Genomic DNA, 26896 nt, shown 5'->3' on the forward strand with positions numbered 1-26896 from the left:
CCTGAGAAAAATAAATAACCAAGAGAATGAAAAGCTCCAATTATTACATTGAAATTTTGAAAAGTATCAAGGATATGAAAAAGGGATACCTGTTATTCCTGTTATCCCTTATACTCTGTTTCGGAAAAGCCTGGGGGCAAACCGAAATAACAGAAACATTTGAATCAGCGGCGGCAGGGGCGTCGACTTTTACAAGTGGAGGAAAGACATTTACTATTATTAGTGCTCAGAGCGGACCGTTTGATATTCAAAATGGTTATCCTGGATTAGGATGGAGCGGTACAGCAAATGATAATAAATTTATAGATAATGACGGTTTTGCTGCCTTTGGGCAAAACACAGGTTTTTCTATTAAGATAGATGCCGGACTTACCTATTCGGTGAAAAAGTTTTATCTTTTTTTGGCAGATCATAATGCTGAACAGTACGTGAGCGGAACTGTTACCATTACTGGTAAATTAGGCGGAGCTACCGTTTTTACAGCTACTGCATCTACCGGTTTTGTACAGTCTACAACAACAAATAACGGATTTACACCTATAGACCTCACCACATTTGGCGGAGCTAATAACAGTACAAAGGTTATCGACGAACTGGAAATCAGTACCACACACCCTTTTAATTACGTGTGTATGGATGCATTGACCTGGAAACTGGAATATGTGTGTCCTACTATAACTATTGATACGCAGTCGCAATTAAATGTAGCATGTAAGGGGACAGCTACAGGTAGTGCTACTGTAGTAGCAAGCGGAGGTACAGCCCCATATACATACAGCTGGACTCTGGGAGCAGGAACAGCAGCCACCGCTTCCAATCTTACGGCCGGTACATATACTGTTACAGTTACGGATAATATGGGCTGTACAGCTAATAAAACAATTGTAATTACTGAACCTGCTGCAGCATTGGCGGGAACAGCTACCAAAACAGATGTAAGTTGTTTTGGCGGAGGTAATGGTACAGCTACTGTTGTAGCATCAGGCGGAACAGGAGCATATACCTACAGTTGGGCACCAAGCGGAGGTACAGCAGCGACAGCTACAGGTCTTTCAGCAGGTACCTATACCGTGACGGTTACAGATGCGAATGCGTGTCAGATTACCCGTACTGTGACTGTGGGACAGCCTGCTGCAGCATTGTCGGGAACAGCTACCAAAACAGATGTAAGTTGTTTTGGCGGAGGCAACGGTACAGCAACTGTTTCCGTAACAGGTGGTACCACCTCTTACAGCTATAGCTGGGCGCCAAGCGGAGGTACAGCAGCTACCGCTACAGGTCTTTCAGCAGGTACTTATACGGTGACAGTTACAGATGCGAACTCCTGTCAGATCACCCGTACAGTTACTGTCGGACAACCTGCAGCAGCTTTGGCAGCAACAACTACCAAAACAGATGTAAGTTGCTTTAACGGAAGCAATGGTACAGCAACGGTAACGGTAACAGGTGGTACCAGCGGTTATACCTACAGTTGGGCACCAAGCGGAGGTACAGCATCTACAGCGACAGGTCTTTCAGCAGGTACCTATACCGTGACGGTTACAGATGCGAATACCTGTCAGATTACACGTACAGTGACTGTGGGACAACCTACTGCCGCATTGACAGGTACAGCGACCAAAACAGATGTAAGCTGCTTTAATGGCACCAATGGTACAGCTACTGTTGTAGCGTCAGGCGGAACAGGAGCATATACCTACAGTTGGGCACCGAGTGGTGGTACGGCATCTACAGCTACAGGTCTTTCAGCAGGTACCTATACCGTGACGGTTACAGATGCGAATAACTGTCAGATCACCCGTACAGTAACTGTGGGACAACCTGCTACCGCTTTGACGGGGACAGCGACCAAAACAGATGTGAGCTGCTTTAATGGTGCAAACGGTACGGCTACTGTCGTCGCTTCAGGAGGTGGAGGAGCTTACACCTACAGTTGGGCACCGAGTGGTGGTACAGCAGCTACTGCTACAGGACTAAGTGCAGGTACTTATACGGTGACGGTAACAGATGCAAATAGTTGTAAGATTACGCGTAGTGTGACGGTAGGACAACCTGCAACCGCATTGACGGGAACAGCTACCAAAACAGATGTAAGTTGCTTTAATGGAACAAACGGTACAGCTACTGTTGTAGCGTCAGGTGGTACCATCGGTTATACTTACAGTTGGGCACCAAGCGGAGGTACAGCAGCGACGGCCACAGGTCTTTCAGCAGGTACCTATACGGTAACGGTTACAGATGCGAATGCCTGTCAGATTACACGTACAGTGACGGTAGGACAACCTGCAGCCGCATTGACGGGAACAGCTACCAAAACAGATGTAAGTTGCTTTAATGGCAATAATGGTACAGCCACTGTTGCAGTAACAGGTGGTACAAGTTCATATACTTACAGTTGGGCACCAAGCGGAGGTACAGCAGCGACGGCCACAGGTCTTTCAGCAGGTACCTATACGGTAACGGTTACAGATGCGAATGCCTGTCAGATTACACGTACAGTGACGGTAGGACAACCTGCAGCCGCATTGACGGGAACAGCTACCAAAACAGATGTAAGCTGTTTTAATGGCAATAATGGTACAGCCACTGTTGCAGTAACAGGTGGTACAAGTTCATATACCTACAGTTGGGCACCAAGCGGAGGTACAGCAGCGACGGCCACGGGTCTTGCAGCAGGTACCTACACGGTGACGGTAACAGATGCGAATGCCTGTCAGATCACCCGTACAGTTACTGTCGGACAACCTGCATCAGCTTTGGCAGCAACAGCTACCAAAACAGATGTAAGTTGCTTTAATGGCACCAATGGTACAGCCACTGTTGCAGTAACAGGTGGTACAAGTTCATATACTTACAGTTGGGCACCAAGCGGAGGTACAGCAGCGACGGCCACAGGTCTTGCAGCAGGAACCTATACGGTAACGGTTACAGATGCGAATGCTTGTCAGACAACGGCCTCAGTTACGGTTGGAGAACCTCCTGCTTTAACAGCGACCATTAGTAAATCAGATGTAAGTTGCAATGGTGGAACTAATGGTACAGCAACTGTTTTAGCATCAGGCGGAACGGGAACACTTACCTACAGTTGGGCGCCTAGCGGAGGTACAGCGGCAACAGCGACTGGTTTGGTTGCAGGTACATATACAGTTACTATAACAGATAATAACGGATGTTTCATAACACGTACTACAACTGTCGGAGAGCCTTCTGCTACTGTGGCGGTGTCGACATCTGATGCAGTAGATGTGGCTGCACAGACAGTCACGCTCGGAGGTGATGTTCCAAATGGTGCATGTGTGATAGAAAAAGGTATTGTCTATGGAACAAATGCATTACCAACAACATCCAATATTAAAATAATAGGAGGAAGCGGAAGTGGTACGTTCTCAGTAGATATTAGTGGTTTGACAGTAAATACACTGTATCGTTACAGAGCGTATGCGATTGTCAACGGAATAGTTAGCTATGGAGCTGTTAAAGAATTTACCACATTTAAATATGATCAGCAGATCAGTTTCAATGCTATCCCTTCTAAAACATATGGTGATGCATCGTTTGATCTCGGAGATACACATACAAACAGAGGATTATTGATCACGTATACCGCGGTGGATCCTACAGTTGTAAGTATTACCGGGAATCAGGCTACTATATTGAAATCCGGTACAACAACGATCACAGCAACACAGGCGGGAGATCAGAACAATAATCCTGCAACTCCTGTGAGTCGTACATTAACAGTGGCAAAAGCTGTTATTACTGTTACAGCCGATGCGAAGACAAAAGTCTACGGAGCGAATGATCCTGCTCTGACCTATAAAGTAACAGGTATGGTCAACAATGATGCAGCTACTGTGGTGACAGGAACACTGAAACGTGCAACAGGAGCGAATATCGGTACATATGCAATAAGTGATAACGATCTGACCGCTTCTAACTACACAATCACTTACGTTGGAGCAGATCTTACCATTACTAAAGCGAACCTAACAGTTACAGCTGATGCGAAAACCAAAGTGTACGGTTCGTCTGATCCGGCTCTGACCTATAAAGTCACAGGTTTGGTCAACAATGATGAGGCTACTGTCGTATCGGGAACATTGAAACGGGCAACAGGAGAGAATATCGGTACGTATGCGATCAGTGATAACGATCTGAGTGCAGATAATTACACGATCACTTATGCTGGAGCAGATCTTACCATCACTAAAGCCAGCATAACGGTTACAGCTGATGCGAAAACTAAGGTTTACGGAACGACAGATCCGGCCCTGACTTATAAAGTTACAGGTATGGTCAATAATGATGCAGCTACTGTAGTGACTGGAACATTGAAACGTACAACCGGAGAAAATATCGGTACATATGCGATCAGTAATAACGATCTGAGTGCAGATAATTACACAATCACTTATGTTGGAGCAGATCTTACGATCACTAAGGCCAACTTAACGGTTACGGCTGATTCGAAAACTAAGGTTTACGGTTCATCTGATCCAGCCCTGACTTATAAAGTTACCGGCATGGTCAACAATGATCTGGCTACCGTGGTAACAGGTACATTGAAACGTGCAACCGGAGAGAATGTAGGTACGTATGCGATTAGTAACAACGATCTGACCGCTTCTAACTACACAATTACTTATGTGGATGCAGATCTTACGATCACTAAAGCGAACTTAACAGTTACAGCAGATGCGAAAACTAAGGTTTACGGTTCATCTGATCCAGCCCTGACTTATAAAGTTACCGGCATGGTCAACAATGATCTGGCTACTGTAGTAACAGGAACATTGAAACGTGCAGCAGGTGAGAATGTAGGAACGTATGCGATCAGTAACAACGATCTGACCGCTTCTAACTACACAATTACTTATGTGGGAGCAGATCTTACGATTACTAAAGCTAACTTAACGGTCACAGCTGATGCGAAAACTAAGGTCTATGGAACAGCAGATCCAGACTTGACCTATAAAGTAACAGGTCTGGTCAATAATGATGCGGCTACTGTAGTGACAGGAACACTGAAACGTGCAACCGGAGAGAATATCGGTACGTATGCGATCAGTAATAATGATCTGGCCGCTTCTAACTACACAATTACCTATTCAGGAGCTAACCTGACCATCACTAAAGCTAACTTAACGGTTACGGCTGATGCGAAAACTAAGGTTTACGGAACAGCAGATCCTGCGCTGACTTATAAAGTCACAGGTCTGGTCAATAATGATTTGGCTACTGTTGTGACAGGAACACTGAAACGTGCAACAGGTGAAAATGTAGGTACGTATGTGATCAGCAATAACGATCTGGCCGCTTCTAACTACATGATTACTTATGTAGGAGCTAATCTGACGATTACCAAGGCCAACTTAACGGTTACGGCTGATGCGAAGACTAAGGTCTATGGAACAGCAGATCCTGCGCTGACTTATAAAGTCACAGGTATGGTCAACAATGATGCCGCTACTGTAGTGACGGGTACATTGAAACGTGCAGCTGGTGAAAATGTAGGTGCGTATGCGATCAGTAATAACGATCTCGCTGCTTCTAACTACACGATTACTTATGCAGGAGCAGATCTTACGATCACTAAAGCCAACTTAACGGTTACGGCAGATGCGAAGACTAAAGTATTTGGAACGGCAGATCCTGCTCTGACTTATAAAGTCACAGGTCTGGTCAACAATGATGCGGCTACTGTAGTAACAGGTACATTGAAACGTGCAGCAGGAGAGAATGTAGGAACGTATGCGATCAGCAATAACGATCTGACCGCTTCTAACTATACGATCACCTATACAGGAGCCAATCTTACCATTACGAAGGCAACTGTTACAGGTATCACGTTAAGCGATGCCAGTTTCACTTACGATGGCAGTTCTAAATCTATTCTTGTAACTGGTACTCTTCCTTCAGGTACAACCGTGAGTTACACCGGTAATAATCAGACAGCTGCCGGCAGCTATCCGGTTACGGCTAATATAGACGGAGGTATCAATTATAATAACCTCTCTCTGCAGGCCACACTGAAGATCAATAAAGCCAAACAGGTGATTACCTTCAAAGAAATCCCTGCGGTGTACCGCGATGCAGGTCAATTGACACTTGATATTACCAGTAACAGTCCGCTGCCGATCCGTATCTACAGTGACAATACCTTAGTTGCTGAAGTTACAGGCAATCAGGAGGTGACCGTGAGAGGAGTAGGTCTAGCCCTTATCCGTGCAGAGCAGGCTGGAGATGCAAACTATATCGCAGCTGATGCGGTTACCCGTGAACTTCGTGTTCGAAATGAAGATGGAGCTAAATTACCGGTGCGTGTACATCCTGCAGTTTCACCAAACGGAGATGGTATCAACGATTACCTTCGTATCGAGGGCATAGATGAGTATCCGGAGAACAAAATCGGAATCTTTGATGCGAACGGTAACCTGGTTCAGGAACTCAAAGGATACGATAACCACAGCAACCGATTTGACGGTTACAAGGAAAGTCGTGCAGTCCCTGCCGGTACATACTTCTATATGCTTGAAGTAAAGATCAACGGTAAATGGGTTTATGACAAAGGGTTCTTCGTTGTCAGATATTAATCAGAGGAAATCAGTGTTGCAGCTACCAGATGAGCTGTAACACATGATTTCTTTAGTAGAGTAACAGTATAAAAAAACAGAAATAACAAGGACTATGAACTTGAAAAAGATAATATCAGGCACGTTATCGTTACTATGTGTCAGCCTGGCCTTGGGTCAGCAATATATCGATCCGGCGCTATCCGGTTCGTTTGGGAAGATGCTGAATCCGAGTTACAATGCATTGCTGAAAGGTGGCGAAGGAGATGCAGCGCTTCTTTACCGTTACCAATGGGCCGGAGTTGACGGAGCACCCAAGAGTATCTGGTTCAACGGTAACATAGCTGTTGGTAATCGCGGCATTGCTTTAGGTGTAAATTTCAAACAGTTTAAGATCGGTGTTGAACGCAGTACAGAAGCTTCGGCGAATTTTACCAAAACACTTCAGATCTCAGATGAGGAATACATTGGTCTGGGAGTGAACCTGGGCTACACGCAGCAGCGTGGAGATTACAGCTCTCTTGATCCGGGTGATCCTGCCTTTCAGACGGAACAATACGGAACATTGTTGTACGGATTGTCAGCGTCATTAGTGAGACCTGATCGATATTATGTAGGCGTGTCTATGCCACGTTCTATTTTCGGATCAAAGGAATCCAACTATGTGCGTCAGTTTGGTCGTGACAATACGTTTTATGTATCCTCGGGAGTGATCTTTGATCTGGACAATCAGATGTACATCCGTCCGAGTTTACTGGCGAGTTACCGTCCTGTTACAGGGGTTCAGTTTGATGGTACAGTGATGTTATTCTTCCATGAGAAATTCGGTATCGGAGGAGGTTACAGACAGCGTGGAGATCTGATGGGAATGGCCGAATTCAATCTGGGCAGACTTCGGGTCGCTTACAGTTATCAGCAGAACCTGAAGAACAGTGATTTGAACCGTTACATCGCTAACAGTACCCATGAACTGGGACTGTCTGTGCGATTCGGAAATCAAAGCAGATCAAGATTGTAATTATAACATATCCTAATAGAGAAAAGAGGTTCTGAAATTTCAGAACCTCTTTTCTGTTTATACCGACCCAATCCATCTAATTTTCAAGGAGAGAACAGTTATAACAAACGGTTGGCGGGGACACCAACTGACGCCAAAACATGTAATAAATCGACACACTTGCGTTGGCTGCTACCTTCACCAGCAATGGAAACAGATGTAAACTTATAAACTCTATTAACCTTTTCAACTCTATAAACTCCACTAATTAACCTTTCATGTCCCTGCAAAACCAATTCCCTCTCCTTTTTAAGGAGAGGGTTAGGGTGAGGTTCTGAACTTGTATTGTCAACCTCTCTGCCCTTCAGGCATCTCTCCTTCCAAAGTAGAGAAGAGTTATAACAAACAGTTGGCGGGGACGCCAACTGACGCAAAAACATGTAATAAATCGACACACTTGCGTTGGCACCCGTCCTAACCCGCAATCGGAACAGACCTAAGCTTATAAACTCTATTACCTTTTCAACTCTATAAACTCCACTAGTCAACCTCTCTGCCTTTCAGGCATCTCTCCTTTGGAAGGGGAGAGAAGAGTTATAACAAACAGTTGGCGGGGACGCCAACTGACGCAAAACAGATGGTAAATCCAGTTCCTTGTGTTTGCTGCTGTCCTCACCAGCAATTTAAACAGATGTAAGCTTATAAACTCTATTAACCTTTTCAACTCTACCAACTCCCTAATCAACCTTTCATGTCCCTGCAAAACCAATTCCCTCTCCTTTTTAAGGAGAGGGTTAGGGTGAGGTTCTGAACTTGTATTGTCAACCTCTCTGCCCTTCAGGCATCTCTCCTTCCAAAGTAGAGAAGAGTTATAACAAACAGTTGGCGGAGACGCCAACTGACGCAAAACATGTAATAAATCGACACACTTGCGTTTGCTGCTTTCCTAACCCCGCAATGGAAACAGATGTAAGCTTATAAACTCTATTAACCTTTTCAACTCTATCAACTCAACTAGTCAACCTCTCTGCCCTTCGGGCATCTCTCCTTTGGAAGGAGAGAGAAGTTATAAAAAGCAGTTGGCGTGGACTCTCTGTCCTCTCGTATTCAGAACTTTAAATTTTCTTTTCAGAGGTACTTCAAAGTACATGACTATCCCTGATTTCGGGGATTGTGCAGCATATGCCGATTGGCTAACTTTGAAGCATAATGATTCGCACCTAAGCGAATACATTAGTATCCTCATGGGGTATGTGTGTTGAATAGTAAAATACTGCATTGTACACCTGATCAGATGGTCAGGTGTCACAGTATATGATGCATCCTGTTAAAAGACAAGTAAGATATGAATGGTAGATTGAATATAATTTTAGCTTTTAGTTTTACATTTCTGATTATTCTACAGGCAGAAGCCCAGAAAATAGCTCAACGGATACCCAAAGAAGCCGGTTTTGTAACAGTAATCAATACAAAAGAGATTCTAAAACACAGCAATGCCAAATTGCTAAATGAATTGCTTATTAAGATTAATTTCTTTGATACTTTCCAACAGCGAACAGGACAAAAGTCTGTTAGTTTGGAAGATATGGGGGTAGATTTGGAACAATATAGCTATCTGTATAGTAAGAATACAGATAGTATATCCTGTATAGGTTATATTTTGCCCCTCAACAACCGGGAAAAATTTGAAGCTATATTGCCTGACACAATTGAAAAAGTAGCGACTGAAAGCGGATTTCTGAGAGCCAGAGATATTAACGGTACGTTGTTAGCCTGGAACAAGGATGTACTCTATATTCTGTCAGGTGGAATCAATGCCAATTTTTTCTATAGCGATTCTGTTGCAACACGTTATGGAATAGATAATGTAGATATGGCAGCAATGCCGGTCTACATAGAAAACGGTTCTTATGATAAAGTAGCAGACGCTGCACCTGATTCAATTTACAGTTATACAGAAGAAGGCATTGATAGTTTAGCCACTGTAGAACAAGCTGATTCTGCTTCATATATCACTTTTGGAGATATTCGTGATGAAAAAGAAGTGACGTTTGAGGCATATGATTTTGACAGAGAAAGTACCGATACTATCAATGTAAATGATATCTGGACTGAAGAGGATAAAAATTATTCAGATTCTATAGCACGCATACATGAACGTGCACAGCAAAAAAATGATTCCATCCGGAATGTACTTGAAGTCCGGTGGATGGATCAGGAAATGCAGAATTTATTATCGGCAGATCATAAAGGATTAGATGAAAAAACGTTAAAAGTAATTCATGAAAAAATGCCATTGATGCGGGCCTGGGTCAAAAATGTAGATGAGCTGTATCTGGGTTTGTTACCATTAGCCTATATGAGCTCCTGGTACTATGGATTCAAGCCATACTATTTCAGATATGGATATGGCCAGGCTTTTGTTGATCTGCAACTCGAAGAGCATACACTCAAACTAAAGACAAGAGTAGATTTGGATAAAGATCTGCTTCAGGTTGCCAGGCGTATTTATAACCAAAAGCCCAATCCTAAGTTTTTCCGTTATTTCACAGCACAAACAGTTGGGTTTCTATCCTTGAATATCAATTCAGAGGCCTACATAAAGGAACTGCCCGAATATATCTCAAAGCGCTTCGGTTATTTGTTTGGTAAAGAAACTGAAATTGCTCCTTTTCTGGCTTTAGCAATGGATGTTGCTTTTGATGAACAGGCACTAGCCAGAATAATGCCCGGCGATCATCTGGTCCTGCTCAATGGTGTGACAAAACTAAAGACAGAATATACCGATTATGAGTACAACAATGACTATGATCTGAAAGAAGTGAAACGTACAAAGGAAGAAACGGTTCCACGCTTTGTATGGATGTTCACATCAAAAGATCAGCGTCTGCTGGTAAGAGGACTGCAACTGGCTGTAGCTATGAAAAAGGCTGTTGTAAATAATGATATCTATCAAATTGAACGAAATAGCGGTCGGGATATGCCCATATACATGATGTATCAGGAAGACCTTGTTTTTGTATCTAATGACCGAACAGATCTGGAAGGAATAAGAGAGAGTAAAACCAAACCGGTAGGAAATAAGCATTTTGAAAGGATAATAAAGGATAATAAATTTTCTGCAGTAATACAAACCAATCGTATTCCGGCACTGCTGCGGGATATGGATATACCCGTATCACAGGATTGGCGCACAGAGGTAGATGAGCTGGCCGGATATGGTGATGTAATGATTACTTCCAAAGGGATTGTTAAGGATCAGATGGTAGGGGAAATAAGTGTTACTTTTCCTGAACAACAGCGGAATGGATTAGAGTATTTATTAATGAAATTGATGCTGCAGCTGTCCGAATAAAAAAGACGATAATAGGTGAATTTCTCTTTTGGGGTTGTAAGCGTAAGCAGTGTTTTATGCATTGGTTTTGAAATAAGCTTTGGGCGATTGACCAATGTATTTATGAAAATCCTTTAATAAATGATTACTGTCATAATAACCGATTCTACAAGCAACATCATTAAGCGACAGGGAGGGAGACGCTTCGAATAATGTGTAAGCCTTTAAAAAGCGGTTAATCTGTACATATTGTTGGGGCGCCAGTCCTAAGTGTTTCTTAAAAGCACGTTGCCACCATTTGTAATTTATATGCAGGGTAGTGGGAGTGGAGCTTTGCTGTATTTGTTCCAGTCTTTCCTGTAGTAGTGCAGGGACTTTTACTTCAGAAATAGGTTGACAGGATAAAAAAATTGCAAGACTTTTTATCTGATATTTTGCATCTGCATGATGATAATAATTATGTATAAATGTGCTTAAAATAGGATCAGTAGATTCTGTCAGATCATAAGCAGGTTGATAATCAAAGTAATCTGATCGGAGGTCGAAAAGCTGAAAGAAAGCAGGAGCATGAAAGCGAACAATCCGTATCGTGCCTTTAAGCTTTGCTGATTGTAAAAAGACCTGTTGTATGTTGCCTCCACAGACCCACACCGGACCCATTGTAATCTGTAAAGCTGCACTTTGAATCGTTACTTTATCAGATTGCGAAGGCATAAGGATCAGAGCAGGACAGCCGTCACTGAACAAAGCAACTTGATTGCATAGCATAGTCCCATCAAATTCATAAATACCCTCAACATACCGTTCAAGCCTGTTGTCGAGAGGAATTTGAATATAACTTTCTTTGTTTTGTGAGCGTATAGCAGTTAAAAAATGTATCGGCATCACGACAAAGTTAACAAATCAGACTACTTGGCTAATTCGATTTTTTTAGTTTTTCTTTTATCTCCCGGTTTTCCTCTTCTAGTTTTTTTAAATTTTTCTCCATTTCAATCATATGCAAAGTCAGCTCTTCAATCTTTTTGAGTAATGTAGCCTGATTAGCTCCTAAATCAATACCCTTTTCTGAAACCTCCTTTGCAGAAGGTACATCAGGTAAATGACCGTTTTCCTTAATAAAATAAGCAATCCTACTCAAAGGCATTAATTGATATGAAGGTTTGAATACATAATCCGGCCAATTTGAATTCTCGACTTTTATTTCCTTGGCTCTTATGTTACCATTAACAGAAAGTTTTTCCTGCGGCTGGAGTGTACCAATACCAACATTACCTGAAGTGGTTAGTGTCATCACATCATTCCAATATCCGGCAGTAAGAGTCAGATTCGTATTGCTTTCTGTGCCGATTTTCGCATTAAAACCCAGATGACTAAACATTCCCAGTTTAATTCCTGCATTTGTTGTTACAAGAAGTTTTGCATGGTTTTGTCCTTTTAGTTCTAATACTTTATCCCATAATTGGGAATTGTCAGGATATAGAGTGCCTATTCCTACATTTCCGTCCTGGGGGAAAGTATTTGTTTGTGCATAACTAAAAGATAAAAGCAAGGCAAAGAAACTTGTCGAAATTATTTTTTTCATATAATTTTTTTATTAATATAGATTACGGATATATGGTGGTTGAAACACTGAAATATTTATGTATTATATTTTAAAGCAAAATTTAGGTTATTTTGATCTAAAATACTTTCTTTTACAATTACTTCCAAACTAAATAGGACTTACTTATCTTAAATTTAAAGTAAGTTGATGGAAATGTCCGGATTTTACGATTTATCTCCAACATCTGCCTCTTATTTTTGTTTCTTATCCATAAGGCAATAATATATGATTATATCCAATGAGAATGAATTAGAGAAAATGAAAGCTGTAAGTCAGGCAGTAGCTTTGACCTTAATGAAAATGAAGCAATATGCCAAACCGGGCATATCGACTCAGGAACTGGATGAATATGGTGGAAATGTATTGAGAGAATTTGGTGCACAATCAGCTCCCCGATTGACATATGGATTTCCGGGTTATACCTGTATCAGTCTCAATAATGAAGTGGCACATGGGATACCTTCTCCTGCTAGAATCCTTCAGGATGGAGACCTGATCAATATTGATGTTTCTGCTGAGCTTGACGGGTATTGGTCTGATAATGGCGGATCTATTGTCGTAGGAGAGGATGTGCATGGACATACTCCTTTGGTAGAAGCTTCAAAAAATATTCTTTTATCTGCTATATCCCGTATTAAAGGAGGGGTCAGGATCAACGAAATTGGTCATTATATTGAAACCGAGGCCAGAAAAAAAGGATATCTGGTCATCAAAAATCTGGGAGGTCACGGCTTAGGGAAAGCATTGCATGAAGAACCGTTTGACCTTTTGAATTATAAAGATCCCGATGACAGAAGACGTTTTAGAAAAGGAACAGTTGTCGCTCTGGAAACATTTATCAATACGCACTCTACATTAGCTATTGAGCAACCGGATGGATTCACGCTGTTAGGTAATAAAGGTGGGTTTGCAGTTCAACATGAGCATACTCTTGTCGTTACAGATGAAAAGCCCATTATACTGACAGCTATGGAATAGTAAAAGAATACGTATTACCGGATCTGTTTCAGGAGTAAAAATCTTTATCTTTTGTTCTTACCGAACTGAATTTTTCTTAATTTAATTCGTCTAAATCTTTTGTCGTAAAAATCAATTATGAAGTATGACCATCGAAGAACTTTTTAAAGAAAAAGAGATCAAGTCTAAAGAGAAAACAGAGACTATCAGTAACTGGGTGATAGACAAATCACTTACGGTTGATGAGCTTCTTGTTTTTGCTGAGAATCAAAAGGACCCGGTAAAAGCAACCTGTATAGAGGCTTTGGAATATGTTACGCAACGTCATCCGGAATTTGCTGACGAACATATGCTGCTGTTTGTAACGCAAACCTTGCGTTCGAAAGCACCTCGTGTAAAGTGGGAAAGTGCAAAAGTTATTGGGAATATTGCTCATCTGTTTACTACAAAATTGAAGGAGCCTATTTCCAATTTGCTGGAAAATACGGCACATGAAGGAACTGTAGTACGATGGAGTGCTGCATTTGCATTAGGCCAGATCATCAAATTGAACACAGAATTTAATGTAACATTGCTACCTGCGGTGAAACAGGTCTGCGAACAGGAGCAGAAGAATAGCATTCAGAAGATCTATCAGGATGCATTGAAGAAAACAAAAAAACTAAATCCGGAATAAAATTGTAATGTAAAAGTATAATGTAAAGTTTCAGACTAATGGAAAAATTTAAGGTAGATTACAGCGAAATGTCTCACTTTAAGGGTATACGGATATTATATGAATATCTGGAAGAAGGATTGGATTATGCCCGTGAAAATGGCATTCGTGAGGTTTGTATCTGGACGGAGGGAGATTGGAGTAAGATGCCGGTTAATTTTGACTTTCTAAAAGACGGAGATTTTATTGAAACTTTTCATTGGCTGGTTCCGATGTCAAAAAAGTCAGATATTAACGGATTAAAGCATATGCAGGAATTAAAGAATCTGCGCTGGAGTGCTGCAGGAGAATTTAATCTGGATCTGTCGATATTTCCGGTTCTGGAAAAACTTAATATTAGCTATGGACCGAAAATTAGCGGATGGGATAAGTTGACATCTTTGAAAGAATTGCTGATTGGCGGTGTTAAGTATGCTGACCTGTCTTTTCTGAAGCATGCTGTCAATCTGGAATACCTGCGTATTATTGGCGGATCATTTGAATCTATAGAAGGTCTCGAAAATTGCAGCAAACTCACTACGCTTTTTCTCCAGAAGTGCAATGCATTAAGCAGACTTCAACCTACTATTCATCATCTGAATCAACTGGAACAACTGAACCTGGAGGGCTGCAAAAAGCTGAATTCAGAAGAACAACTTGCAGGATTGACAATAAAACATATATCTATTTTGTAAACTTACTGTATACTTTTTTCCAATATAAGATGTACACTGATGCTTAAATGCAGAGAAAAATATTTCCCAAGCATACTAATTTCCAAAACCATATATTATCTCGAAACATGTTTTTGGAGGTAGTTTTAATCTAATCTTTTGGAACTACTTTTTTTCTTTTAAATGTTTCCCGGCCTCTTTTAAGATCATTACACTTTGAGCAGGAACAATACCATTTCCATCCGGACCGATATTAAGCAATAAATTCCCTCCCTTTTTATTAATCTCTTCCAGCTTATTCTCTATATCTTTAGGCGTTTTCCAGTCATTGTCAGACTTTTTGTATCCCCATGAATTGTTCATCGTATAACATGCTTCCCAATAGTAATCTAAGCCTGTTGCCGGATGTTCCTGCTCAGGAGTGCCAAAATCCCTGTAAAATTCTTCTCTCTTAGCTACACGATTGTTAATGATAATGGAAGGTTTTAAGGTTCGGATATATTCATACAATTCTTGTCCTGATTCCATATCCCACCAATTGACCCAATCACCGTCAAACCAAAGAATATCTGTATCATAATTATCAATTAATTCCTTGATCTGGTTTTTCATGTATTGAATGTATTCTTGTTTTTTCTCTGGTCGTATAGCAACTTGAAACCAATGATCAGCATTCTTCTTTCCTTCAGGGTTTCGATATTGAGAACTATGGTGCCAATCAATAATACTGTAATAAGTCCCGAATTTTATTCCTTCTTTCTTACATGCATCTGCCAGTTCCTTTAGAATATCCCGACCCTTCATTGATGTAGAAGCGATGTCAAAATCAGTATAGGGTGAGTCCCATAGACAAAAACCCTCATGATGCTTAGTGGTTACGACTAAGTATTTCATCCCTGCTTCTTTAGCCAGTCTGACTATTTTCTTAGCATTGAATTTTTTTGGATTCCAGGTATGCGTTAATAATGCGTACTCTTGACTTTGTATGTCAGCATTGGCTTGTATCCACTCCGCATAACCTTCTATATCTTTTCCCTGATACTCACCGCCAAGCTGACTGTATAAACCAAAATGGATAAACATACCATATTTGGCGTTGACGAACCATTGCATACGTTTATCAAAGTCCTGCTTCGATTCATTAAGATACTTGACCTGAGCATTTACAGTCTTTAAGCTGCCAACAGAAAAAATGCCAGTCATTAAGAGGAATGACAAGGTTAATAATTTCATTTTTACGAATAATTAGTGCTGATTAAAGATAGATAAAGAATCTGATTATAAGCTGATTAATTTAAATTTTGAATGTAGTGTAAGTGTGAATATTTTATTTAATAAACCCTAGTACTTTTCTAAACCAATCACCTAAAAATGTTTTTGTATTTTGCATCAAATAGTCTGATTCCAAATTAAACAATAGATTTCCAGTTAAACTTCAGTAATAAACTTGACTCTTATGCTTCTGTTCTTATATACCGTTATCCCTTTATCTCCATATACAGGCATTTTGCCCTCTTTAATCTTGATATAAAATACCTAGTGGTAGCTATTTATTTAGGGTATTTTTTTCTATAAATTTAATATAGTAAGCATCATCTAAATAGGCATGAACCGAAAGAAATTTATAAAAAACAGTTTACTGGCAAGCGGATCTATTCTGCTGCCTAATGCTATTTTGGCTTTTGGTACTGAAACGCAGAAAGCCCAAAGTACATCCTATAGGTTTTTGAGTGTACCTGATCCCAACCGCTTTAAACTGGCCAATAACGGAACAAAGTTCTTTGAATCGTCATTAAGCATTATGGGTAACAGTTTTAACCTCGATCTTGGCCGAAAATACTTTCTTTCCGAAAATACCAATGGATTTGCAACCCCCTGTTTACTTCAGATGCAGGATACTGAGCATTGGGCCTTTGTACCCGAACTTTACAAGGACCAAAAAGTAAATGGCTTTATTGTAAAGGTGTGTGACGGCCTGCCATGCGAAGAAATCAGAATATTTACACACGAACAACAGGGGCATTATGCCTTTTGGGGCAAACCCTATTTAGGTCAGCCTACTTTGTACCATTACAATTTTGATGGATTTTATCTGATACGGGCCCACTTGGAAAATGGCAAATGGATCAACCACCGATTAATGCCGATGTACCCCAATGAAATTGAAATCTTATACCAGCAGCAGGCAAAACAAATACAACAAGCAGGATTAGTTGAACAGTTTGGTTACGACTTTACAATACACAAAGACGGATTTTACCAGTTTTTAGCCCTAAAAAACGATTGGAAACAAAGCCTTATTACTAAAGATAAAGAAAGCTATGAATCAGAAAACCCAGCAACCATATACAGCAATTCATACAATATACCACAAATTAACACCAACAATGAATTTAGCTATACCAACCCCTTTATACCCATTTGGTGTAAAGGTGATGACTATAGCCACGCTATTGTAAAGCCAACCGAATTTTACGAAGAAGTAGCAGGAACTAAAATTGAAATACCTGATATGCCAGCCTATAAAACCCAAGATGAACTTGGAGAATGTAGAGCATTCGCTTTAGCGGTACTTTTACAGCATTACACTTGTCACAAATGGAAAAGTGATATTCCAGATTGTAAAAATCCACCTCCAGACAGTGCTATTTCATACTTCGGGCTATTAGCATATACAAATCAAAATATTGGCAGTTCAGGCACTTTTGAGCCCAATCAGGAAAATGCTAAAAGTATGCGTGATATCATTGATGATCTCTCTAAAAGTGGTAATAAATTAATTTTAGAATCCTGTAAAACATTTGATGGTCTCGTAAATAGTTTTAGTTATTCGGGTAAAGCTGGATTAGAGAAAAGAGATAAGTTTTTTGCCAGTCTTAAAGGAATTTACGAAAGTAAAAAGAGTATAGCAGAAGCTGATTATAAAGAGTATATATCGGAAATTAATAAATCCTCAGGTATGAATATCACTAGTAATGATCTGAATAAGGCTCTTAATAAAGACACATTTGATCATTTTCTTTATTCATTATTTTTTGATGGATGTAAGATGGAAAATTTCCCATCTGGATTCAGGGCAGCAGGTTATCCATTAGATTCAATGGATGTGAGTGTGTCAGATATTAAGAACCAAATCCTTAAAGGATTAAATAAAAATGTTCCAGTGATGTTGCCTTCTTTATGTATATCTCAAAACACAGGGAATGAATGCAAATTGTCACATGCAGGTGTCATTTCGGGCTATAAAAAAGTGTGTGAGACAAACAATAACACCAAGTGCAAAGACTTATTTAAATTACATAATTCGTGGGGTGTCGAATGGCAGAAGATGAATAATGATGGATGGGTGGATGCAGATACATTGTTACAAAATGTCGTTAAATTAAAATCTGCTATGCAATATCGTATCGCTTCAAATACGGTGATGTGGTTAGATTAATTAGAAGGTATTATGAACCGAAAGAAATTTATAAAAAACAGTTTACTGGCAAGCGGATCTATTCTGCTGCCTAATTCTATTTTGGCTTTTGGTACTGAAATGCAGAAAGCCAATAATACATCCTATAGGTTTTTGAGTGTACCTAATCCCAACCGCTTTAAACTGGCCAATAACGGAACAAAGTTCTTTGAATCGTCATTAAGCATTATGGGTAACAGGCTAAAGCTCGATCTTGGCCGAAAATACTTTGTTTCCGAAAATACCAATGGATTTGCAACGCCCTGTTTACTTCAGATGCAGGATACTGAGCATTGGGCCTTTGTCCCCGAACTTTACAAGGACCAAAAAGTAAATGGCTTTATTGTAAAGATGTGTGACGGCCTGCCATGCGAAGAAACCAAAATATTTACCCATTAGCAACAGGGGTATTATGCCTTTTGGGGCAAATCCTATTTAGGTCAGCCTACTTTGTACCATTATAATTTTGATGGATTTTATCTGATGCGGGCACACTTGGAAAATGGCAAATGGATCAATCACCGATTAATGCCGATGTACCCCAATGAAATTGAAATTTTATACCAGCAACAGGCAAAACTAATCCAATAAACAGGATTAGCTGAACAGTTTGGTTACGACTTTACAATACAAAAGGACGGATTTTACCAGTTTTTAGCCCTAAAAAACGATTGGGAACAAAGTCTCATTACTAAAGAAAAGGAAAGCTACGAATCAGAAAATCCGGCAACCATATACAGCAATTCATACAATATACCACAAATTAACACCAACAATGAATTTAGCTATACCAACCCCTTTATACCCATTTGGTGTAAAGGTGATGACTATAGCCACGCTGTTGTAAAGCCAACCGAGTTTTATGAGGAAATACCAGGTTCCAAGATTTTGATACCGAATATGCCTGCATACAAAACACAGGATGATTTAGGAGATTGTAAAGCATTTAGTTTGGCTGCCATATTACAACAGTATGTCAACACAAAATGGAAGACTGATATTCCCGATCCTAGAAATCCACCTGCTGACAGTGCCATATCCTATTTTGGATTGATGGCTTATACAAATCAAATTCCAGATCAACCAAATACACTACAACCAAATCAAAATATAGGGAAAGGTATGCACGAAATAATAAATGATCTTTCTAATTCAGGAAACCAATTAATATTAGAAGATTGTAAACCTTTTGAAAATCTAACAAAGGAGTTTAGTTTAAATGGCAAAAATGGATTAGTTAAAAGAGATCAGTTTTTAAGTTACTTAAAAAACGTTTATGAAAGACTGAAGAGCATTAGCGAGGTGGACTGTATGGAAGAAGTGATAACACTTAATGGTTTTGTTGATTTAAATTTCAACCAGTCAACTTTAAAAAAAGCACTTACAAAGAATAATTTCGACCAATTTTTATATGTCTTATTTTTCAATGATTGCAAGTTCTTGGATTTTCCGACTGGTTTTAGTGCTGCTGCATTTCCTTTAGATTCTATGGATGTAACACCCGATGAAGTAAAAAAACAAATTATTAAAGGCCTGAAATATGGGAAACCTGTACTTTTATCATCACTTTGTATATCCCAGAATAAGGGCAATGACTGTAAAATGAGTCATTCATTAGTTCTTTCAGGTTATAAACAGGCTAAAAAAGAACATGAAACAAAAGATGTATTTAAAGTGCATAATTCATGGGGATTGGAATGGCAACTTCAAAATAATGATGGTTGGGTGGATGCTGATGCCATTACAAATAACGCCTGCAGGACTAATTCTGCAAGGGGATATAGAATAGATTCAGGATGTGTAATGTGGTTAGATTAAGAAATAAAATATAAGCGGAAAAGTCGAACGCCACATTGGAAGGTAGGCAAAATAAAAGATATAAATAAATGAATAACAGGGTTTACCAAAAGCGGGATTGAATTGCTTAGATTGCAAGGTTCAATAGTTGTAATTCTATTGAACTTTTACACTAAAAATCCCCGCTTTAGGCGAGCCTCTGACCGTTAGCGGTAATTCAGACCAACCCTACAAAACAGAAAGAAGTATATGGAAAAAAAATTCACGAAAGATTATATTGAAATTTCTAATGAATTCAGAAAATCTGATGCTTCAAAAGAAAGCGTAGAAAAATTATATGACTTACTTTATGACTTACAAAGTTCAAGCAGGACAAAAAGTGACGACTTGACACTTTCAAATTTATACAGTTTGTTAGGGTTTCATCAGTCAGCTTACGAAACTTTCAAATCAGCGACTGATTTGACCGATAGAAAAAATACGTCTAAACTTTATGTGTTGGAAGAAAAGGCCAAGTCGCGTAAAAATGATTTTATCATTAAGGACATCAGAAAGTTTAGACAGCGAAATGAAAAGACTGAACTTTTGATAACTGATTTTTTAGTTTCTACAACGGAAGAAAACAAGGTTGCAATTATTGACAAAGATGTTGTTATTTTCAATAAAGTAGTTAAGAACGATAAAGTAGAAATTTTCATTTATGGAGAACATAAATTTGAAAACTTTACAGACAAGATAATAGACTACATTTTTTGGTTAGGCGACTGCAAAAAAGAGTTAATAGAATTTTACAACAAGGAATTAAGTGAAGATAGTGGTGAAGAAGCAGACAAAGACTGGTATGACACTTTAGAAATTTATAGGTTAAGAATAATTGTTGGACAAAACGGAAATCTTTATGCCGAAATTTCAGGCGGTGACGATTTTTCTCAAGACCATATTTTGGACATTGAAATTGAAAACAAAACAATAACAGCAATGAACTACGATGGATAAACCACCTACCGCTCTAACAAGGATTTGCAAAAAAAATGGGTCTGAAATGCTTCTATAAAACATTTTCAGAAGTGTGGCGACAAGTAGTCCTTTTTATCCGTCCTTGGGCAAGCTGTGAAACGTTAATACTGAGCAGTGGGACTATAATAAACGGAAAGGAAAATACGAATAAAACACTTTGACAATTGTAAGTGAATTAATTGAACAACCATCACTCTCTCAATACCTGCAATTAAGCTAATAGCCTATTTGTTCGTGTTTTTCAATAATTCTACTTATACAAACATCAAGATGTTCAGTGATGGAATGGCAAATGATTTAATACTATTCAATGAGTAGGGTAGAAGCCTTTAAGTTTACTCACCGAATTACTCACTTATTTTTAGGGAATTGGTGCAAATTTTGGGATGTCTTGTAAAAGTAAAAAGCCTCAACGAAAGTTGAGGCTTTCTCTGTGAACCTATTGGTACGAAACTCGAACTCCTTATTGGAAGATTGATGCCATAAAAAGCGGCATTTATCCATATCATGGAAAGTGAAATGGAGCGTATCAAGAATGACCCCGATTTACAGCATTTGATACAGCAGGAGTGAATTAGTGCCAATTCACCGTTAAACATTAATCAAATTTTCTATCTTTGTGGTCTGTTATACTATATCTAACATATTATCTGGTCTTACTCGAAAGACAACTCTAAAAACAGAGTGATTAATGCATTGAAATCTTTTGATTTTTAATGCACAGATAATCCTATCGACTTATTTCTTAATCTTAAACAAAACAAACGATTATCAAATCGATTGCATATCACTTTTTGTAGTGTATTCTACATTTCGAAATGTGATGACACGATGAATAAAAATGAATAGTAAACAGTTAATAAGTAGAGACATAGAGCTATTTTACAATAGAGCATCCGAAGAAACTCGACTTGACAAAGGAATGGGAGTATTTGAATTTGAAAGAATTAAATCACTCATAGAAAAATACATTCCAACTTCATCTTCAAAAATAATAGACATTGGTGGTGGTACGGGAAAGTATTCGGAATGGCTTGCTAAAAAAGGACATCAAGTTCATTTGGTAGAGCCAGTTGCAAAACATATACAAATAGCGCAAAACAGAGCAAATAGATTAAAAAACAAGTTTTCTATACATTTAGGAGAAGCTCGAAAATTAGAATTTCCAGATAATTATGCAAACCTGATCATACTGCATGGCCCTCTTTATCATCTCCAAAAAAAGGAGGATAGAGATTTAGCCATTTGTGAGGCTAAACGTGTATTAAAGAATGGTGGGATTATTTTGGGTTTTGCCATCAATTATACGGCATCAACATTGGTTGGTCTTTTAAATGGCTTAATTCACAAAAAACCATTTTTCGAAATGTGCAAAGAAGAATTAATAAGAGGTATGCACAATCCGCCTGATGATTTCCCTTGGCTTTTAGCAGAAGCATTTTATCATAAGCCAGAACAGCTAAAAGATGAATTTATAAATCAAGGCTTAACCTATCTAAATACGTATGCGGTTGAGGGTATGGCATGGTTGGATAAAGAATACTTTGCCAATATGCTGAATAACAAAAAACGAAGAACATTAATGGAACTTATTCAAGTTACTGAAAACGACAGCTATCTCTTACCCTTTAGTCCACACATGATGATAGCTGTGCAAAAAAGATATAATTATGGAAAATAAAGAAAAATATTACAAAGCATTCATAGAAAATGACGGTCAACTCAATGAAATTGACCTCGGAGAAAAAATAGGACTTAACGAAGATGTAACAAACAAAATAATTGTACAGCTTCTATCTGAACATAAAATTGAATATACAGAAAACAGAGCGTGTAATTACAGCCTAAGAAAAGGGTAAGAAAGAAAAATAACAGCGGGTAATGATAGCTAAATTATACAATTGAAACCTCTCATGGCGCAAGTCTTGTGTATTGGGCCCGAGGGTTAGGTGGCTTGTGCATTTATAGCTTTTCCTAGCGACCCTTCTATTAACAATCAAATAGCATAAAAACAAAAAAGCCTTTCATTTCTGAAAGGCTTTTGAACTTTTGTGATCCCGCTGGGATTCGAACCCAGGACCCATACATTAAAAGTGTATTGCTCTACCAGCTGAGCTACGGAATCCTTTCTTTTTATGAACCGTTTCCGTTTCTGAAAGTGATGCAAAGATAGAATTTCTGTTAATATCCTCCAAATAATGCCTGCAATAAAATTTGATTTTTCATGTAACTGCCTAAAAGCTAAAAACATTAATTTGAAAAATTATCTGCGTGCATGGATCATACGGTCTGCTCCATGCATATCTTTAATCAATTCTACTCTTGAAAATCCTTTTTTTCTTAACATATCTGCCGTTTCGTGGCCATAGTATTGGTTGATCTCAAAATAAAGATCACCAGACGGTTTCAAATGAACCAAAGCAAATGAAGCAATAGTTTCATAAAAGAGCAGAGGTGCACTCTCCTCTACGAAAAGAGCGAGATGCGGTTCAAATTCCAGTACATTGCTATGCATTTCCTCTTTTTCCTTAGGGGTGATATAGGGAGGGTTGCTGACAATGACATCATACATTTGCGCTGTGAACAAGTATTCCCATTCCAAAATATCAGCATTAACAAAATGAATATCCGTTTCCATACTTTTAGCATTACGCTTTGCCACAGCAATCGCTTCTCTGGAAATGTCCAATGCGCTGACATGAGCAGAAGGCATATGCTTCTTCAGTATAACAGGGATACACCCACTACCGGTGCCGATATCTATAATTTTTAGCGGAGCAGCGGAAGAGCGGTGATGCCCTATAATCAGGTGTACCAATTCTTCGGTTTCCGGTCTCGGTATGAGTACAAACTCACTGACTTCAAATACTTCACCATAGAAATCAGCCTTTTTCAATATATGTTGAATAGGTTTACGTCTTAGCAGCTCCTGTAATATACGATCCAGCTGAATCTTTTGTTCTTCGGTAACACCTTCAGTGTTCCGGACAGCGTATTGCATTCTGTTTATACCCGTCACTTCCTCCAGGGTCAGAAAAAACAGAGACTTAGCCTCTTCCAGATCATATATTTTTGTCAATTGATCTGTAAAGTATTGTTCGTAGTATTGAAGTGAGTTCATAGCTCAAAAATACAATTATTCTTAGATAACCATATAGCTGTTATCTGCCATCTAATTGATACTTTTGTATATGAATATGCAAGAGCGATACATGCAAAGATGTCTGGAACTCGCCCTACTTGGCGCGGGTACTGTAAGTCCCAATCCTATGGTAGGAGCTGTGATTGTCCATGAGGATAAAATCATTGGTGAAGGCTATACCTCGCCCTATGGCGGACCTCATGCAGAAGTCAACGCTATTCAACAGGTCAGGGATCAGTATCCGGATTCTGCCGACCGTTTACTGTCTGAATCTGCTATGTATGTCAGCCTGGAGCCCTGCGCACACTTTGGCAAAACACCTCCTTGCGCCAATCTCATTGTAAAGCACAACCTCAGGAAAGTTTATATAGCCTGTATGGATCCCTTCGCTCAGGTGAATGGGAAAGGCCTCGGAATTTTGCAGGAGGCAGGAATAGAAGTAGAAGTCGGCTTGTTAGAGAAGGAAGCACTATGGCTGAACAGACGTTTTTTTACACGAGTCAAAAAGAACAGACCCTATGTTATCCTCAAATGGGCAGAGACAGCCGATGGATATATGGCAAAGAATACATCCGAACAAGTCTGGATCAGTAATGAAGCCAGTAAGCAACTTGTACATAAATGGAGATCAGAAGAAGATGCTATACTGGTAGGTACGCGTACCGCACTGATTGATAATCCTTCACTGACAGTGAGAGAATGGGAGGGAAGTAATCCCAAACGTGTCCTCATTGATAAGCAGTTGTCTGTGCCAGAGTCAGCAGCTATCTTTTCCGAAGATGCAGACACGATTGTATTCAATGCAGTGAAAACCGACTGGCAGGGACGTGTCAAGTATATCGAATTGGAAAACTATGATTTATATCTGCCGCAGAATATCCTGTATCAACTATATCTGATGGATATACAGTCTATTATTATAGAAGGAGGTGCTAAGACCCTTCAGCTCTTTATTGATGCAGGATTATGGGATGAAGCCAGAGTGATCAAAAGTAAGATATTATGGGAGGATGGTATAAAAGCACCTGTTATTGAAGGGGAAGTGAAAGAACAACACGCTGTGGCTTCTGATGATTTTTATTTAATTGTAAAGAAAAATTAGTTTTATTTTAAAGAAATGTGTATTTTTAAGGTATGCGAATACCGGAAAAATTACTTCATTTCATCTGGCGGTTTCGTTTATTTGACCAATATAATCTTCAAACGCTTCAAAAAGACGATATTAAGATACAGGATGTAGGTCATTATAATCTGAATGCAGGGCCTGATTTTTTGCATGCTAAAATAAAAATTGGCAAAGAGGAATGGAATGGTCATGTTGAATTGCATGTCACTGATAAAGCCTGGTACCAGCACCGGCATGATAAGGATAAGTCTTATGACAATGTTATTCTGCACGTTGTATGGGATGGAGATGAGGAAGTCAGCAGGTCTGACGGTACTGCTGTTCCTACATTATGTCTTAAGCCTCTGATCAGATCCGATCTTATAACAAAATATGAGATGATCATGGGCCATTCAAATGCCTGGATTCCTTGTGAAAAGCACATCAGCAATGTAGATCCACTGTTGGTGAGACAATATTTATCCCGGATGGCGGTCGAGCGTTTTCATGTTAAGTCTGATCTCCTGATAAACCAATTTACCAGCTATGGATGTGATTTTGAAAAAATGGCTTTTGTTATGCTTGCGCGAGCTTTCGGACAAAAAGTCAATGCAGATACTTTTCAGGAACTGGCGGAGCTTATCCCTTTTAAACTGATTCATAAGTACAGGGATGATCTAATAAAATCAGAAGCATTGTTTCTGGGAATAGCAGGCTTTTTAGGAGAGAGTGAAGTTTTCAAAGACAGCTATGCAGAAAACCTTCGCGGGGAATATCAGTATCTTAGAAAGCTGCATGGACTTCCGGAAATGGATAAAAACCGTTGGAAATTTATGCGTATGCGACCCTATAATTTTCCCACGTTTCGAATTGTACAACTTGTCTCGCTTTACCGGCAGCAGGAAGGGTTATTTTCCTATATTATAGAATTGGGAACACTGGCAGACCTGAAGTTATTATTTGAAAAGATAAAACTTTCTGAATTTTGGGAAAGACATTACACGTTACAAAAGTCTGCTGTGCGGCATACTACTAAAATGGGTGAAATGGCCTCAAGAACACTGATTATCAATAGTATTGTGCAATTATTATTTTTGTATGGTAAATATTTTGATCAGGAGATGTACATTTGTAAAGCTATGGAATGGTTAGAGGAAATGGAAGCAGAATCGAATTCCATAGTCAGGAGTTTTGCCGCTATCGGAGTTACGGCATTGTGTGCAGCAGATTCGCAGGCATTAATACATTTAAAGTCTCATTATTGTGCACTTAAAAAATGTCTGGATTGTCAGATAGGTTTACAGATATTAAAACCCATACGATCATGATAGAAAAGATTTTATACTATTTTGAACAGCAATCGTTCGGAGTATGTGCTTATTTGGGCGAGAAATTCTCAATTTCTATTGCCAAACTAAGGCTGTTTTTTATCTATGCCACGATCATTGGCGCAGGATTTCCAATTCTTTTTTATCTATTCGCAGGTGTGCTTCTTGACTTTCGTGCCTACGTAAAAAAAATGCGCAAGCATTTGTGGGATAGTTAAT

At 39.3% G+C, this 26896-nt stretch carries 19 protein-coding genes and 1 tRNA gene; 15 read left to right on the top strand and 5 right to left on the bottom strand.

Going from position 1 to position 26896, the window contains the following annotated elements; all coding sequences use genetic code 11:
- Nucleotides 1-26 precede the first annotated feature (26 nt).
- From I6J02_RS15125 to I6J02_RS15135, 3 genes are all read left to right on the top strand, one after another.
- Nucleotides 27-6593 carry an MBG domain-containing protein gene (locus I6J02_RS15125; RefSeq protein ID WP_236582006.1) on the top strand — a complete coding sequence of 2189 codons (6567 nt, stop codon included), beginning with the start codon at nucleotides 27-29 and terminating at the stop codon, nucleotides 6591-6593.
- Between the two features lie 94 nt (nucleotides 6594-6687).
- Nucleotides 6688-7590 carry a PorP/SprF family type IX secretion system membrane protein gene (locus tag I6J02_RS15130; protein ID WP_201678682.1) on the top strand — a complete coding sequence of 301 codons (903 nt, stop codon included), beginning with the start codon at nucleotides 6688-6690 and terminating at the stop codon, nucleotides 7588-7590.
- A gap of 1324 nt (nucleotides 7591-8914) precedes the next feature.
- The gene (locus I6J02_RS15135) at nucleotides 8915-10924 is read left to right on the top strand and encodes a hypothetical protein (protein ID WP_201678683.1); all 2010 of its coding nucleotides are present in this window, start codon (nucleotides 8915-8917) and stop codon (nucleotides 10922-10924) included.
- A gap of 54 nt (nucleotides 10925-10978) precedes the next feature.
- Here the strand turns inward: I6J02_RS15135 and I6J02_RS15140 are convergent, their stop codons facing one another.
- Both I6J02_RS15140 and I6J02_RS15145 read right to left on the bottom strand, forming a co-directional pair.
- On the bottom strand, nucleotides 10979-11788 hold the full coding sequence (locus I6J02_RS15140; RefSeq protein WP_201678684.1) for an AraC family transcriptional regulator: 810 nt from the start codon (nucleotides 11786-11788) through the stop codon (nucleotides 10979-10981).
- 31 nt (nucleotides 11789-11819) lie between these two features.
- A complete protein-coding gene (locus I6J02_RS15145) occupies nucleotides 11820-12485 on the bottom strand; it encodes a hypothetical protein (protein WP_201678685.1) in 666 nt (221 codons plus the stop codon).
- 246 nt (nucleotides 12486-12731) lie between these two features.
- Between I6J02_RS15145 and map the strand changes: the two genes are divergently transcribed.
- The 3 genes from map to I6J02_RS15160 all read left to right on the top strand — a co-directional run bounded on the left by map (nucleotide 12732) and on the right by I6J02_RS15160 (nucleotide 14852).
- Entirely contained in the window at nucleotides 12732-13484 is a 753-nt protein-coding gene (map, locus tag I6J02_RS15150; protein WP_201678686.1) for a type I methionyl aminopeptidase, read from the top strand.
- Nucleotides 13485-13608: 124 nt separating this feature from the next.
- Nucleotides 13609-14139 (top strand): HEAT repeat domain-containing protein, encoded by a 531-nt coding sequence (locus I6J02_RS15155; RefSeq protein ID WP_201678687.1) that lies wholly within the window; start codon nucleotides 13609-13611, stop codon nucleotides 14137-14139.
- A 38-nt stretch (nucleotides 14140-14177) separates the two neighbouring features.
- Nucleotides 14178-14852, top strand: coding sequence for a hypothetical protein (locus tag I6J02_RS15160; RefSeq protein WP_201678688.1), 675 nt, complete (start codon nucleotides 14178-14180; stop codon nucleotides 14850-14852).
- A gap of 144 nt (nucleotides 14853-14996) precedes the next feature.
- Here I6J02_RS15160 and I6J02_RS15165 read toward each other — a convergent pair whose 3' ends face one another.
- Nucleotides 14997-16064 (bottom strand): alpha-L-fucosidase, encoded by a 1068-nt coding sequence (locus tag I6J02_RS15165; protein ID WP_201678689.1) that lies wholly within the window; start codon nucleotides 16062-16064, stop codon nucleotides 14997-14999.
- A gap of 373 nt (nucleotides 16065-16437) precedes the next feature.
- On the opposite strand from I6J02_RS15165, the gene I6J02_RS15170 reads away from it, so the two are divergent.
- The 6 genes from I6J02_RS15170 (at nucleotide 16438) to I6J02_RS15195 (ending at nucleotide 22961) form a co-directional block, all read left to right on the top strand.
- Entirely contained in the window at nucleotides 16438-18270 is a 1833-nt protein-coding gene (locus tag I6J02_RS15170; RefSeq protein ID WP_201678690.1) for a hypothetical protein, read from the top strand.
- Nucleotides 18271-18282: 12 nt separating this feature from the next.
- The gene (locus tag I6J02_RS15175) at nucleotides 18283-18687 is read left to right on the top strand and encodes a hypothetical protein (protein WP_201678691.1); all 405 of its coding nucleotides are present in this window, start codon (nucleotides 18283-18285) and stop codon (nucleotides 18685-18687) included.
- 501 nt (nucleotides 18688-19188) lie between these two features.
- A complete protein-coding gene (locus tag I6J02_RS15180; protein WP_201678692.1) occupies nucleotides 19189-20106 on the top strand; it encodes a hypothetical protein in 918 nt (305 codons plus the stop codon).
- A gap of 228 nt (nucleotides 20107-20334) precedes the next feature.
- Nucleotides 20335-21081, top strand: coding sequence for a hypothetical protein (locus I6J02_RS15185; protein WP_201678693.1), 747 nt, complete (start codon nucleotides 20335-20337; stop codon nucleotides 21079-21081).
- An 862-nt stretch (nucleotides 21082-21943) separates the two neighbouring features.
- On the top strand, nucleotides 21944-22783 hold the full coding sequence (locus I6J02_RS15190; protein WP_201678694.1) for a class I SAM-dependent methyltransferase: 840 nt from the start codon (nucleotides 21944-21946) through the stop codon (nucleotides 22781-22783).
- Complete coding sequence (locus tag I6J02_RS15195) at nucleotides 22773-22961, top strand: hypothetical protein (RefSeq protein ID WP_201678695.1); 189 nt, start codon at nucleotides 22773-22775, stop codon at nucleotides 22959-22961. Before I6J02_RS15190 ends, I6J02_RS15195 begins: the two co-directional genes overlap by 11 nt.
- 193 nt (nucleotides 22962-23154) lie before the next feature.
- On the opposite strand, the gene I6J02_RS15200 is transcribed toward I6J02_RS15195, so the two are convergent.
- Nucleotides 23155-23227 (bottom strand) — tRNA-Lys (locus I6J02_RS15200).
- Between the two features lie 138 nt (nucleotides 23228-23365).
- Nucleotides 23366-24223, bottom strand: coding sequence for a peptide chain release factor N(5)-glutamine methyltransferase (prmC, locus tag I6J02_RS15205; RefSeq protein WP_201678696.1), 858 nt, complete (start codon nucleotides 24221-24223; stop codon nucleotides 23366-23368).
- Nucleotides 24224-24293: 70 nt separating this feature from the next.
- Between prmC and ribD the strand changes: the two genes are divergently transcribed.
- The 3 genes from ribD to I6J02_RS15220 are packed head-to-tail and all read left to right on the top strand — an operon-like array spanning nucleotide 24294 to nucleotide 26895.
- The gene (gene ribD, locus I6J02_RS15210) at nucleotides 24294-25346 is read left to right on the top strand and encodes a bifunctional diaminohydroxyphosphoribosylaminopyrimidine deaminase/5-amino-6-(5-phosphoribosylamino)uracil reductase RibD (protein WP_201678697.1); all 1053 of its coding nucleotides are present in this window, start codon (nucleotides 24294-24296) and stop codon (nucleotides 25344-25346) included.
- 32 nt (nucleotides 25347-25378) lie between these two features.
- Nucleotides 25379-26677 carry a DUF2851 family protein gene (locus I6J02_RS15215; RefSeq protein ID WP_201678698.1) on the top strand — a complete coding sequence of 433 codons (1299 nt, stop codon included), beginning with the start codon at nucleotides 25379-25381 and terminating at the stop codon, nucleotides 26675-26677.
- Nucleotides 26674-26895, top strand: a complete 222-nt coding sequence (locus I6J02_RS15220; RefSeq protein ID WP_003001842.1) for a hypothetical protein — start codon at nucleotides 26674-26676, stop codon at nucleotides 26893-26895. Before I6J02_RS15215 ends, I6J02_RS15220 begins: the two co-directional genes overlap by 4 nt.
- The last annotated feature ends 1 nt before the right edge of the window (nucleotide 26896 follow it).

The organism is Sphingobacterium spiritivorum (genome assembly GCF_016725325.1).
Lineage (GTDB): Bacteria > Bacteroidota > Bacteroidia > Sphingobacteriales > Sphingobacteriaceae > Sphingobacterium.